Below are 13,822 nucleotides of genomic sequence, written 5' to 3'. Positions count from 1 at the left end.
CCTATGTACTCCCCGGAAGACAATCCGTTTCTCACCGAGACCTTTACGCGGATCTGGAGTCAGCATTTCAGCCCCACCAGGCCCCCAGTACCCGTAAACGCTCTGCCTGGGCTCACCCAGGTGGCGCATCCCCGCTTACCCCTGATGCAATCTACCGGCACCACCCATACCAAGGGAATGTGCCACGGCCCTGTACCAGAAAACGCAGAATTGTCCGTATCAAAGCCGGTGCTGGTCTATGATGTTCCGGAGTTCTTTAATGTGCCGCTGCCCGATTCCGGCCATAGCCAAATTGGCGTAAAAAGGGTGCGCCAATACCCCGGGTTCCTCATTGAGCTAACCGGGCTGCAGGACCTCAATGCCTATCTGCAGCGGCAATTCAGCAAGAGCAGCCGCTACAAGCTGAAGAAATACAGGACCCGCCTGGAAACGGCTTTCGATATCCGGTATGTGATGTATGACGGTTCCGTGGATGAAACGCAGTACGCCCTTTTGTTCGATCAATTCCGCGCCTTGCTCGAAAAACGTTTCGACGACAAACAGGTGAGCAACAACAACCTGGAACAGCAGGAATGGGAATTCTACAAAGCCTCTACCCTGCCCCTGATGCAGGAAGGCCGGGCCGGGTTGTTCGTGGTTTATTCGGGGGACGACCCCATTGCCGTTACCCTGAATTACTTTTTTAACCGGACGGTCCTGGATGCCATAACGGTTTTCGATATTGACTATGGGAAGTTCCACCTGGGCTCGGTGTCCGTAATGGCCCTGATTGAATGGTGCCTGGAAAACAATATGGACGTCCTGGACTTCTCGAAGGGGTATTTTGATTATAAATCCCGGTGGGCTACGCGGCAATACGACTTCGAATACCGGGTTTACTACCCCAAGGGAAGTTTCCCTGGCCGTCTTTTGGCCCGGCTGACATCCGGGTATTTCCGCGGGAAACAGTGGCTTCGTGAAAAAGGATGGAATGACCGGCTCCACAAACTGACCTATGCCTTGAGTTCCCGCAAAGGAAGTATGCCCAAAGTGGCCTTTGAATGGCTGGACTCTGAAGGTGCAGACCGCCCGGAAGTCCTGCAGGCCCTGACCAAAGTGGAAGGATTGTACATGGCGGTTCTCCCGGCTGTTTTTGAATTCCTTTACCTGGAACAAGAGTCCATGGCCGATATCCGGGTATTGCCACTGGCAAACCAACCGGAGAAGTTCCTTATTCAGGGAAAAAAAAACAGTAAGGTTTTCCGGCTGATCCGAAAGTAACCCCTATGGCAACCGACGCAACAGAAAAGAAGCAAACTGCCCGGGAGGAGGGGCAGCATCCACATTCTTCCGATGCGGTACACAATGTGTTGTTCGATTTGTTTCTTTCCGGCTCGGTATCTTCCATGGCAAATCCGCAAATCCGGTTCCAGGGCACCTCGTGGCTGTCGGCCACCTCCCGAAAAGAACCGTCCGGACATCAGCACGTACTGCATGTTACAGACATTCCCGGGTATCTTGAAATAAAGCCCAAATCGGAACATGCCGAATGGGTGGTACAGGTAGTCCCACAATACAATGGGTATGCAGCAGACCTTCGGGAGATAAAGACCATCGACGACTACCTGCAACGACAATTCAGCGCGAAACGCCGGAGTGCCCTGAGGGGCAAAATCCGAAAGTTAGAACGCGAATGTGCCATCCGGACCTCCTTTTTTTGTGGCGAGATCTCAGACGCGCTTTACCTGAAACACATGCAGGGCTTTTACCAATTACTGCGTCAGCGCTTTGACCAAAAGCGCACCTTTAACCGCAACCTGCTCTATTGGGCCGAGTACTACCCTATTTTCAAACCGCTAATCCGTGGTGGAAAGGCTTGTCTGATGGTCATGGAAGACGGGCAGCGGCCCATTTCCTATTCCATTGCCTTTTGCCATAACGCCATCATGTTCGGGTTTATGCAGACCTTCGACCCGGCCTACGCTCACTATAACCTTGGCGATGTGGCCATGTACCGAAAACTTGAAAGATCTTTGGAATTGGGAGTCACATGGTATGACTTTTCCAAAGGAGACAACGCCTTCAAGGACAAGTGGTGTAACCATACCTATACCCTGGACTATTGGGTATGCCACAGGAAGCAGCACCTAATTGCTGCCATAAAAGCACAAATAAGCATTGCACTATTGCGCCTGCGACAGTGGCTGCGCGATATCGGATTTCTGGGTAAACGCTTCCAGATGGACCGGTTCCTGTACAGGCGCCGCATCCGGCTGCTGGAAGGGTATCGCTGGGAGGACAGGCTGCCCGATTCCGGTTCTGAAACCCCAAAAAATGAGGCATGAAACCCATATACAATCGGTTCTTTTTTGACTTCTATGAAGGTGCCCCCCTGCCTTGGGCTTGTCAGCAACTCGTTTACAGAGGTCTATTGCTGCCTGGGAAAAGCGAAGAGATGCCGTTATTACCAGGAGGCTCCTCCCAGGCTCCCCTGTACCGGTGGTGGGTAGTGCCGGAATACCTCGAACCTGTTCTGAGACCTGGCTATGACCACTTTAAGGCTTACGATATGGACGGCTATGCCATAGACCTCCAGGGCTTGCAGGATGCCGGTTCCTATGTCAGAAAACAGCTCAAGCCCCGTTTACGCACGTCTCTTAGAAGCAAAACCCGCAAGCTCGAAGCTTCGGGAAGTATCCGTTATGAATGGCTTTTTGGCCCCGATGCGACTCAGGAAGTATATACGGAAGCTATGGATGCTTTAAAGAAAATGATCCAAGCGCGTTTCCAGGAGCGCGGTGACCAGCACGAGCGCCTCCGCACCTGGCAATCCCTTGAAGAAATCGGACTGGATCTGATTCACAGTAAGCGCGCATCGCTTTTCCTGATCTACAAGGGAACCAAACCCATCGCGATCTGCTTTAACCGACACTGGGGACCCGTCTTCTCTTTCTCAATCCCATCCTACGACCTGGAATTCGGCAACTACGGCATGGGGCATATCCTGATCTACAAACAACTGGAGTGGGCCCTTAAAAACAACTACCTCCTGTTCGACATGGGGATGGGGCCCATGCGCTATAAAGACGAGTGGTGCAATTATACCTACAGGTTCAACACCTGGATTATTTACCGGAAGTCTTCCATAACGGCCCGCGTTTACGCCCTTAGCCGCATCGGCTTGCTCCGGCTTAAAAACCAGCTCAAATCCTGGAAGGCAGACCAGCTCTACCGCCGCATCCGCAGCACCCTGAAAAAATAATCCCGCAACCGGAAACCGGTTGCGGGATTCTTACGGGTTGTATTATGGGCATCAGGAAACGACCCGTATAAACTTTTATTCGAAAACCGTGATTTCCAAGTCACACCTCCGGTTTTCGGCATGTTGGGCAGAACTACACCGCACCCCGTCGGCACAGTCGTTTAGGAGTTGGGTTTCCCCGTGCCCGGTGGCGGTAAGCCTCGAGGCATCGGTCCCCTGGGAGATGAGATAGTCCCTGGCGCGTTCTGCGCGCCTTTCGGAGAGCCATTGGTTATACGGCGCCGGACCACGTGAATCGGCATGTGCGTGTATCCCGATTTTCAGGGTGGGGTTAGCTTGCATGAAAGCTGCCACCTGTCGCAATACCTCCTTGGACTCCTTGCTCAGGTAAGACGAATCGAATGCGTATTGCACCCGCCCCATGGAAGACAGCTCTGCTTTGAGGCTATCCTTACGGCTTTGCTCGGCGGCCTTCCGGGCTGCTTCTTCCCGTTCAAGGGCTGCCAGGCGCTCGGCCTCCGCAGCCTCCGCCAGTCGTTGCTGACGCTCCTCTTCTGCACGGGCTGCCATCAGGGAATCCTGGCGACGCTGCATGGCTTCTTCCAGTTCCTGGCGCAATTGCGCCTTTTCCCTGCCCTTGCGGGTAAGTTCGTATTCGGTGTCGAAGCGGTAAACCACTCCTGCCGCATGCTGCATATGATTACTGGCTTCGTCTCCAAAGGACCACTTCCCGCTGGAATTTAGGTCCAGGCCCCAGTCATCCGAAAGCCAGATGCGGAAACCAACAACCGCATTATAGGTGCCGCGCCCTACGTTATTGGCATCGGTATACCCTATCCCGGCTCCGAGGTACGGGTCAAAAAAACCTGTGTGGCCAACCAGTTTGTTCAAATCATAGCTAAGGCGTGTATCAATGGCCCAGTAGGGGATGTCCTCTGTGATAATGACTCCGTCTATCAGGTTACCTTCCTTATACCGGTTATAGGAACCGATAAGTTCCAGGCCCAATCCGCTTTTGAAATACCGGCCTGCACTGATCCTGGAAGGATAGGGAACCATATTGAGGTGATTCCCGAAATCCGGGAAATAACTCAGGGTCTGGCCGGAATCGTCCACAGCATTAACCCCAAGACCAAGGAGCCAGTAGCTGCTGGCAACGCTGTCCTGTTTTGTGAATTCGGGCAGGGTTTCCTGGGCCCTCATTGAGAAGGCCAGGGTAACGGATAGCCATAGTAGTAGTTGTTTGCGCAGGTCCATAATGTCAGATTTAGGATACACCAAAGGTAGGAGGCAGCCAAGTGGGCTGCACCGACATATCCATGAAATACCACATTATTCGACCTAAGGGGAAAGAAAAGTGAAAATGGTCGTTCGTCGATGAACGCCCGTTCGACCTACTGCAACGGATGACCGCTGAAAAACACCCTATGCCTTTTTCAGGCGCATTTCATAGGCCGATTCGTAGACGGCTTCGTACATGGGGAGGATGCGGAGGAGATCAAACTCCAGGGCGCGGTCGTAGGCCCGTTCTTTAAACCCCTGAAGGACCGTATCGTCCCCAAGGATGGTAAGGGCGTGTCCTACCATGGAATCGATATCGCCCACGTCGCTGAGGAAACCACTTTCCCCATGCACGTTGAGTTCGGGAATCCCCCCGGTATTGCTGGAAATGACCGGGGTCTTATTGATCATAGCCTCAAGGGCCGCCAGGCCAAAACTCTCCTTCTCTGAAGGCAAGAGGAACAAATCGGAAAAACAAAGGATGTGTTCTATTTCATTACTGTTGCCCAGGAAAATGACCTTGTCTACAATCCCCAGCTCTTCAATCATGAGCTCCACCCCTTCCCGCTCGGGGCCTTCGCCCACCAGGATAAGCTTGGAGGGGATTTGCTGCTGCACCTTGTAGAAGACCTCCACCACATCCCGAACCCGCTTTACCTTCCGGAAATTACTGATGTGGGTGATGATGCGCTCATCGGCATCCGCCATCAGGTGGCGCTGGCAATTTTCTGGGGTCCGGGTGTATTTGCGCTTGTCTATGAAATTCGGGATCACATGGATATCCTTGCGGATCTCGAAAAAAGACAGGGTGTCCTCCTTCAGGCTCTGGGAAACCGATGTCACCACATCGGACTGGTTGATGCTGAAGTTTACCGCAGGTTTGTAGAACGGGTGCTTGCCCACCAGGGTGATATCCGTCCCGTGGAGGGTGGTGATCATGGGCAGCTGAATGCCTTCTTCCTCGAGCATTTTCTTGGCCATATAGCCGGCATAGGCATGCGGAATGGCATAATGGACGTGCAACAGGTCTATCCCGTACATTTTCACTGTGTCCACCAGCTTGCTGGAAAGGGCAAGTTCATACGGTTGGTAGTGGAACAGGGGGTATTCCTGTACATGGACTTCGTGGAAATGGATATTGTTACTGAGCAGCTCCAGGCGTACCGGCTGGCGGTAAGTGACAAAGTGCACTTCGTGCCCCCGCTGTGCCAGGGCGATGCCGAGTTCGGTAGCCACTACCCCGCTCCCTCCGAAGGTAGGGTAGCATACGATGGCGATCTTCATAATAGCAAAGCTACCATTTTATTCCTGCCCTAAAGTCTAATGGAATCATAAATAGCCTGCTGGATGCGGGTCCTGAGGCCCGAGCGGATCAGCAGGGTATTGGACGACTTTGGGTAGGTGCGGTTGGAAAGGAAGACATAGAGGATACCCGAGTCCGGGTCTGCCCAGGTATAGGTGCCGGTAAACCCGCTATGGCCAAAGCTGCGTTTGGAAACACAACCACAGGTTGGACCGGGATCCTCGAGTTGGGGCTTGTCGAAGCCGACGCCACGTCTTACATTCTTGTGGCAGAAATAGCATTTGTTGAATTTCTCCACAGTGCGGTCCTGAAGGAATCGTGTTCCGCCGTAGTACCCCCCCTGGAGGTACATCTGCATAATTTTGGCTACATCCCCGGCCGTTGCAAACAAACCGGCATGCCCCCCTACTCCACCTTGCATGGCAGCACCCATGTCGTGGACATAGCCGCGGACTTCCTGGTACCTGAAATAGTCGTCCCGTTCTGTTGGGGTTATCTCTCCCCTGGAAAAGCGCTCAATGGGATTAAAGGCAGTACGGGTTGCGCCCAGGGGGTCGTAAAGGAACACCCGGGCCAGGGTATCGAGGCGTACCCCTTTTTGCTGTTCGATGTATTTCTTGAAAACGTAGTACGCCACATCGCTATAGCGGTAGCGATTGGATTTGAGTTCCTGCCGGCCAATACGGTTGTAGATGGTGTCTTTGTAGGCATCTGTAAGGTATAGCCGGTCTGCCACCTTTATGGAATACCCCTCCTGCGGGCGCTCGGTGTAAAACACGTCCGAGGGCCTGCGGTTCTTATTGAGGGTATCCAGGTAAAATGCGATCCAGGAGGGTAGCCGGCCGTAATGGCTTAGGGCCTTAAGAACGGTAACGTCCCGGAGTTCGGTATCGGCATACTCCGGGAGCAGGTCGGCAAAGGTGTCATTGAGGCGGATGGATCCCTCCTCTTCCATCTGCATGAGGATGGGCAGGGTCGCCAGGATTTTGGTCAGGGAGGCCAGGTCGTACAAATCCGTGAGGCGAACCTCCTGGTTCCGGTTGTAGGTATGGTGCCCGAACGCCTTGTGGTATATGACCTTCCCGTGCCGGGCCACCAGGACTTGCGCCCCGGGAAACATCAGGGAATCCAGGCCGTGCTGCACCAGCGTATCGACCCGGGAAAGGGCCAGGCGATCCATCCCGACGCGTTCCGGGTAGCTGTAGCCCAGGCGCCCCAGGGCCGGAACGTCCAGGCCGCTCCCCACGGGAAAATCCGGATGCGCCGTGACCGGTAACCGGCCTTTGGCCGGGATGGCCCCGAAAAGGAGTTCAGCAGCCTTCTGCTGGGCTATCGGGCTGTTCTGGTACGCCATTACCAAGCCGTCAATACCGTTATAATCCGCAAATTCCCCCAGGATATAGGGGCGGGCAAACACCGTCAGGATAGAATTGGCCGTGCGCAGCCGGCTAACGCCCTGCAGGAGTTGCCTGTCCTCCTCACTGAAGTGATGCGCCTTCCAGGGAGAGGCATTTGAGGTGTGCATCCCCAGCAATACCAGGTTGTAATCGGCCAACCGGGAAAGCAACTCCTGCGGATTACCTCCCGAAACCTCGTCGACACGGGCATAACGCCGCAGGGCTTCGAGAAAAGGTCCATGATCTGAATCGCCAAGCTTTACATAGGCGATTTTCTTATTCTCCAACCGACGGATACCCAGGATATCCACATGGTTTTTCAGCACCGTGATGGCCGATTCCATGGCGGCCTCGTAAAGGAGGTCGTCTTCCGGGGCATTCAGGTCCTGGAAAAGGCTCTCCTCTTGAACGGGCTGAAGTTCCGGAAGACCTGCCTTGTATTTGGCCATAAGGATCTTCTTGACGGAGTACTCCAGGCGCTCCTCGCTGATGGTCCCGTTTCGGTATGCTTCTAAAAGGGCTGCGCGGTCTGCCTCCAGATTCTGGGGCATCAGCAACATGTCATTCCCGGCCAGGAACGCTTCCAGAGTGGGGTTTATCCCTGCGGAATAAGTTGTAACCCCTTTCATGTTGAGGGCGTCCGTAACAACAAGGCCCCGGAACCCCAGCTCCTGCTTTAAGGTCCTGTTAATGAGCGTCTCGGAAAGGGAAGTCGGCAGGGTTTCAGATCCGGTAAGGGCTGGGACATTCAGGTGGGCGATCATGACCGAAGATAGTCCTGCATCTACCAGTTCCCGAAATGGGAGAAGCTCAATGGAATCCAGGCGCTCCTTCCCGAACCCAATCTGTGGCAAGGCCTTATGGGAGTCTACCGAGGTATCGCCATGACCGGGAAAATGCTTCCCGCTGGTGAGTATGCCGGCGCGGTGCATCCCCTGCATCAACAGGCGGGCCCTAAGGGCTACCCCGGCAGGGGTTTCCCCAAAGGAGCGGTTGCCTATTATCGGGTTTTCAGGGTTGGTGTTGATATCGGCTACAGGCGCAAAATTCATTTGTACCCCCAGCCTCCGGGCATGCTGGCCCATGCGGTAACCGATCTGCTCGAGCAGGGCGGTATCCCTTACAGCCCCAAGGGTGCCATTCCAGGGGAAAGCGTAGGTAGAATCCAGACGCATCGCCAGGCCCCATTCGGCATCCATGGCGATTAGCAGCGGGGTGGATGAAGCGTTTTGGAAGGTATTGGTTAATCTGGCCTGGCGGACCGGTCCGCCTGTACTGAACACCAGCCCGCCGATTTGGTACTCTCGGATCCAGGAGAGGATTTTAGCTTCCAGGGCAGGGCCCTGATCGGAATGGGCCATAACCACAAACAACTGGCCTATGCGTTGTTCGGGGGTCATATTTTCGTACTGGCCGTCTACCCAACGGGCCTGGGCCAGGCTGTCTTCTGCCTGAAGGGGGTGGCGCTGCCCCATAAGAAACTGGACAGATAAGAAAATCAGTAAGCTGCACGCCCGGTACAAGCGCATGGGTATTATGGTTTATATCGTGAATCCTATCCGGCCCTATTAGGAACCGTCTCAGGCCTTAAAAAAACGATTGTGCCAACTTTCCGCTGCCGGCACCTCCCAATCGTCGATATACTCTTTTTTGGTGGCTACCAGGTTGTTAAAGACAACCGTATTGGCACTAACAGATCGGGCACCTGCCATTTTACGGAAGTCCGAAAGGGATTTATAGGCAATGTAATCGCCCTGGCGATAGGTGACATTCATCCTGTCGAGCAGGGTAACGCCATAGCGCTTTTCCAATTGCTGGATGAAATGGACAGAGGCGTCGATGGAACAACCCGAGGCACTGTTGAGGCTCTGGTCGAGCCCGATAACGATGAAGCGCCGGTACCGGAGTTCGAAACCTGCTTTAAGAGAAGCTCCATGGGCGGTCCATGCCGTCAGGAAGGCCGCTGTATCCCGTAGGATCTGTTCACATTCCTCTTCGGTAAAGGGCCTGTCCGACTGGTAGACCCAAATCCGGGCATTATCCGGTAGCTGCTGAAAATCTACTAACATACCATCCTTTGCATTTATTCCAGGTCTGCAGCCTGGGCCAAAAGTTCGGCCAGGTCAAAAACCTTGATTTCCTGCTCCTTTTCCTTGTTCTTAATGCCATCCGTTAGCATGGTATTGCAAAACGGACAGGCAGCGGCGACCACTTCCGGCCGGGTGTCCAGGGCTTCCTCCGTACGTTCAATATTGATTTCCTTGTCGCCCTTTTCGGCCTCCTTGAACATTTGGGCTCCTCCCGCTCCACAGCACAACCCACGTGTCTTACAACGCTTCATCTCCACCAGCTCGGCATCCAACTGGCGGATTAGTGCCCTGGGGGCTTCGTATATCCCGTTGGCACGGCCCAGGTAACACGGGTCGTGGTAGGTAATCCGCTTTCCTTTGAAGGTTCCACCCTCCAGGGTAAGACGACCTTCCCGGATCAGGTCCTGTAAAAAGCGGGTATGGTGCATCACCTCATAGTCTCCGCCCAGGCCGGGATATTCGTTTTTAAGGGTATTGAAACAATGGGGGCAGGTGGTTACTATTTTGCGTACTCCGTAACCGTTGAGTACCTGGATATTCACCGCGGCCTGCATCTGGAAGAGAAATTCGTTCCCGGCCCTTTTGGCTGGGTCTCCCGTACAACTCTCCTCAGTACCCAGCACCGCAAAGCCAACGCCGGCTTTCTGGAGCAGGCGTGCAAAGGCCTTGGTAATTTTCTTGGCGCGGTCGTCGAAACTCCCGGCACATCCCACCCAAAACAAAACCTCAGGCGTTTTTCCTTCCGCCGCAAGTTCTGCCATTGTCGGTATTTTCATCTGTCCTTCCATTGCCTTACGCGCTTGTTTCGTTTTCGCTAGCCCAGTTCAACCGGTCCATCTGGTTAAACGGCCATGGCGCCCCATTGTTCTCTACATTGCCCATCATGACATTGAGTTCTGAAGGAGCCGCCGATTGTTCCATAACCAGGTAGCGCCTCATATCCAGGATGATGGAAAGGGGATCAATACTCACTGGGCAGGCTTCGGTACAGGCGTTGCAAGTTGTACAGGCCCAGAGTTCCTCCCGGGTAATGTAATCGTCCAGTAGTTGTTTACCATCCGGTTCCCAGGCACCACCGGAGGCTGTAAGAGCACGCCCGACTTCCTCGAGCCGGTCCCGGGTGTCCATCATGATTTTCCGGGGCGAGAGTTTCTTACCGGTCTGGTTGGCAGGGCACTCGCTGGTGCACCGGCCGCATTCGGTACAGGTATAGGCTGCCAGCAATTGCACCCGAGTGAGGTCCATGACGTCCGAAGCCCCGAACTTTTCGGGCGGGGGGGCATCGGCAGCAGGGGCAGCAAACGGATCGGCATTGGGGTCCATCATCAGGGCCACTTCCCGTTTCACCGATTCCAGGTTGCCCATCTCACCCTTAGGGGAGAGACTAGCCCACCAGGTATTGGGAAACGCCAGCAGGATGTGCAGGTGCTTGGAGTAATAGAGGTAATTCAGGAAAAACAGGATTCCCAGAATATGCAGCCACCAGGCGGCGCGCTCCAGAACAACAAGGGAGGCTGCCGACATCCCCTGAAAGGCCTGAGCCAAAATACTGCTTACCGGGAAGGCACCTGCCTGGACATAATGGGCCTCTCCCAGTTCTTGCAAGCGAAAGTCGGCCGCATTCATGGTCAGGAACAGGCACATTAGGACAAATTCGATATACAGGATCCAGTCTGCGTCCTTCTTGGGCCAACCCTTCATCTCCGGTTTCCAAAAGCGGGCGAGCTTTACCACATTCCGGCGGAGCCAGAAGAGGATTACAGCAACGATAACCAGCAAGGCCAGGATCTCAAAACTGCCAATCAGGAAATCGTAGACCGGACCCAGAAAAGCAAAGACGCGGTGGGTGCCCAACAGACCGTCTATGATGATTTCTAGGACCTCGATATTAATGATGATAAACCCCACATAGACTATCATGTGGAGGATGCCCGCCAGGGGGCGGACCACCATTTTTTGCTGCCCCAGTGCGATGCGGGCCATATTTTTCCAGCGCTCGCTTCGGGGGCCTTCGGGAGTTACTTCCCTCCCCAGGCGTATGTTGCGGATAAGCCTGTGAATGTTTCGCGAGAAAAAACCCACCCCGGCTACGAGAGCCAGGAGGAAAAGGATGTTCGGGAGGTACTCCATCAATCGGGTTGGTTTTGGTCGGCCGGATCATTTTCCGGCACGGTGTATTCCTTTTGCTTCTTCCCGAAAACCGAGACGTTTACATACCGCTTCGGATTCAGGCGGAAGTCCTGCAGGAGCAATTCCAATTGACGCGAGGAGGCTTCCAGGTTATCATACAGGGCCTCGTCCTTCATCAGCTTACCCATACTGCCCTCCCCGCTTTCCAGACGCGCCATAAGGGCATCGAGGCTGGCCAGGGTGGTTTCCAAACGAGCCACAGTCTCGCCCAGGCCGGCATCGGCAAGTGTATCGGAGATGCGGGCAAAATTCCGGGTAATCTGGTCGATGTTTTTCAGACTGCTGTCCAGCTGGGTCTGGTTTTCACCCAGAAGAGTATTGAGTTTATCGGCGCTTCCCTGAAAAGTGGCAACAAGGGTATTAAGGCCGCTGATGGCTTCCCTCAGGTTCTTCTTGGTAGTGGGATCCAATACTTCATTAACATTAACCAACAGGGAGTCCGCATTGGATACAGCGCCTTCCACCTTCATTTGCAGTGGGGTTAATTTTTGCTGTACCAGCTCGGTAAGGCCCGGTCGGGTAGCTGCCTGCAGGGTATCACCGCTTTTGGCGGTTGGTGCCCCATCAAAAACAGGCTGGATCTGGATCCCTTTACCCCCGATAATTCCCGTGTCGTAGAGCTCCGCAATACTGTTGCTGGAGAATTCGAAGGACTTATTCACAGAAAAGGTCACTACCAGTTGCCCGCTCTCATCCTTAAAGCGGATATCGTTCACTTTGCCTACAGAGAACCCGTTAATGCTGACCTGGGTACCGGGTTGCAGTCCCCCAACATGGCTGTAAACGGCGTAAAAGGTCTTGCTGTCGTCGAACAAGGGGGAGCTTTTCAGGTAGGAGAACCCGAGGATGAACAGGAGGATGCCTCCGATAACGATAATTCCCGTTTTAAATTCTCTGGAGAGTTTCAATCCGTCCCGTTTTGCGTTTCAAACAAAATTAGAAATAATTTTCGGATGCATGCTGCCAGCTACTGGCTGGATTCCATGGCGTCCGTAATGGGTATGCGCTGTCCGTCCTTATAGGCCACGATGTATGCCGAAGGGAACCCCTTCTGAACGGCATTTTTTTGCAGGAGCTTGGCGTGCTCGTAGGAAATGGTCTGGCCGTACAGGACCCTGTACACATTGTTAAAGGCCTCCTTGGAAAGGTTGCCAAGCCCCCCGAAGCGCTCCGGGGACAAGTCCGGATCCTTGCTGACCGCCATGAGCTGGATTTTATAGACGATCTTGCCGGTTTCCGGCTTTCCTACCTCAGTATCCGCTGCCTCTTCTGTACGGGTATTTTCCACTACTCCGGCCACGACTTCCGTGGTCTCCGCAGCAGCCGGGTCCGGTTTGGCGTTTTCCAGGACTATGGGGTCAGGATTGGGATCATCTGGTACCGGAACCATTTCAGGCGCTTCTTCCTTAAGGGTTACGGCGGGTTCAGGATCCGGGGCCAGAGTGGGCACGGGGCCCCCTACGCGAACCGAATGGCGGTACTCCAGTATGGCATCGGCAATAGCCTGACCGATCTCCCGTTGCCCCTTCTGGGAGTTCAGGTACCGGCCTTCTTCCTTGTTGGTAAGGAATCCGGTTTCTACCAGAACACTGGGCATAAAGGTCTGGTGGAGCACGATAAAGCCCGCTTGCTTCACCTTCCGGTCATTGCGTCCCAAATTACCTGTAAACCGGTCTTGCATGAGCTTTCCCAACAGGATGCTCTGGTCGAGGAATTCTTCCTGCATGATGGTAAGGCCAATAACGGATTCAGGGGAATTGATATCGTAGTCCGCATACCGGGTCTCATAATTGTCTTCCAGGTAGATGACCGAGTTTTCTTTCTTGGCAATCTCAAAATTTTGCTTGTTGGCATGGAGGCCCAGCACGAATGTTCCTGCACCATGGGCATTGGAGGTATGGGAATCGCAGTGGACCGAGACGAAAAGGTCGGCTTTGGCCTTGTTGGCGATTTCCCCCCGGACGTAAAGGTCCACAAAACTGTCATTGTCCCGGGTATAAATCACTTTTACCCCTTCGGTTTGCTGGAGCACCTTTCCCGCTTCCAGGACGATCCTCAAGGCGATATCCTTTTCCAGAAAACCATTACCCAGGTTTCCCGGGTCGTGCCCTCCGTGACCCGCATCCAGAACCACGGTAAATGCCCCTGCCCCGACGGGATCGGCCGCCTGCGGCAAGGCGGGCGTAAGCCAGGCGAAACAAAGCGCCAACAAGACAGTCAGTTTGGGGTGTATCCCTTTGATAGCGGGCAACATCATGGATTTCAAGCGGGTTAAATTTATGGTAATGTAGGCGCTGCAGCCTGAAAAATATGTAAGTTT

11 protein-coding genes are annotated in these 13,822 nt (G+C 54.0%); 3 read left to right on the top strand and 8 right to left on the bottom strand.

What is annotated here, in order from left to right:
* Positions 1-3: 3 nt before the first annotated feature.
* The 3 genes from CA832_RS07400 to CA832_RS07390 all read left to right on the top strand — a co-directional run bounded on the left by CA832_RS07400 (position 4) and on the right by CA832_RS07390 (position 3,241).
* Positions 4-1,260 (top strand): GNAT family N-acetyltransferase, encoded by a 1,257-nt coding sequence (locus tag CA832_RS07400; RefSeq protein WP_088340950.1) that lies wholly within the window; start codon positions 4-6, stop codon positions 1,258-1,260.
* 5 nt (positions 1,261-1,265) lie between these two features.
* Positions 1,266-2,324, top strand: a complete 1,059-nt coding sequence (locus CA832_RS07395) for a GNAT family N-acetyltransferase (RefSeq protein ID WP_088340949.1) — start codon at positions 1,266-1,268, stop codon at positions 2,322-2,324.
* Positions 2,325-2,434: 110 nt separating this feature from the next.
* On the top strand, positions 2,435-3,241 hold the full coding sequence (locus CA832_RS07390; protein ID WP_158211899.1) for a GNAT family N-acetyltransferase: 807 nt from the start codon (positions 2,435-2,437) through the stop codon (positions 3,239-3,241).
* 75 nt (positions 3,242-3,316) lie between these two features.
* Here the strand turns inward: CA832_RS07390 and CA832_RS07385 are convergent, their stop codons facing one another.
* From CA832_RS07385 to CA832_RS07350, 8 genes are all read right to left on the bottom strand, one after another.
* Entirely contained in the window at positions 3,317-4,498 is a 1,182-nt protein-coding gene (locus CA832_RS07385) for an OmpA family protein (RefSeq protein ID WP_233131763.1), read from the bottom strand.
* A 168-nt stretch (positions 4,499-4,666) separates the two neighbouring features.
* Positions 4,667-5,806 carry an N-acetyl-alpha-D-glucosaminyl L-malate synthase BshA gene (gene bshA, locus CA832_RS07380; RefSeq protein WP_088340947.1) on the bottom strand — a complete coding sequence of 380 codons (1,140 nt, stop codon included), beginning with the start codon at positions 5,804-5,806 and terminating at the stop codon, positions 4,667-4,669.
* 29 nt (positions 5,807-5,835) lie between these two features.
* Positions 5,836-8,751 (bottom strand): glycoside hydrolase family 3 N-terminal domain-containing protein, encoded by a 2,916-nt coding sequence (locus tag CA832_RS07375; RefSeq protein ID WP_088340946.1) that lies wholly within the window; start codon positions 8,749-8,751, stop codon positions 5,836-5,838.
* A 51-nt stretch (positions 8,752-8,802) separates the two neighbouring features.
* Complete coding sequence (locus CA832_RS07370) at positions 8,803-9,291, bottom strand: ABC transporter ATPase (protein WP_088340945.1); 489 nt, start codon at positions 9,289-9,291, stop codon at positions 8,803-8,805.
* Between the two features lie 14 nt (positions 9,292-9,305).
* Positions 9,306-10,100, bottom strand: coding sequence for a (Fe-S)-binding protein (locus CA832_RS07365; protein ID WP_088340944.1), 795 nt, complete (start codon positions 10,098-10,100; stop codon positions 9,306-9,308).
* A gap of 4 nt (positions 10,101-10,104) precedes the next feature.
* Positions 10,105-11,442, bottom strand: a complete 1,338-nt coding sequence (locus CA832_RS07360) for a (Fe-S)-binding protein (RefSeq protein WP_088340943.1) — start codon at positions 11,440-11,442, stop codon at positions 10,105-10,107.
* Positions 11,442-12,410, bottom strand: a complete 969-nt coding sequence (locus tag CA832_RS07355; RefSeq protein ID WP_088340942.1) for an MlaD family protein — start codon at positions 12,408-12,410, stop codon at positions 11,442-11,444. The genes CA832_RS07360 and CA832_RS07355 overlap by 1 nt, the downstream gene beginning before the upstream one ends.
* A 59-nt stretch (positions 12,411-12,469) precedes the next feature.
* Positions 12,470-13,759, bottom strand: a complete 1,290-nt coding sequence (locus CA832_RS07350) for an N-acetylmuramoyl-L-alanine amidase family protein (RefSeq protein ID WP_198944455.1) — start codon at positions 13,757-13,759, stop codon at positions 12,470-12,472.
* Positions 13,760-13,822: the final 63 nt, after the last annotated feature.

Origin of the sequence: Robiginitalea sediminis, assembly GCF_002198115.1 — a bacterium.
GTDB lineage: Bacteria > Bacteroidota > Bacteroidia > Flavobacteriales > Flavobacteriaceae > Robiginitalea > Robiginitalea sediminis.
This window is presented reverse-complemented; position numbering and strand designations above follow the sequence as displayed.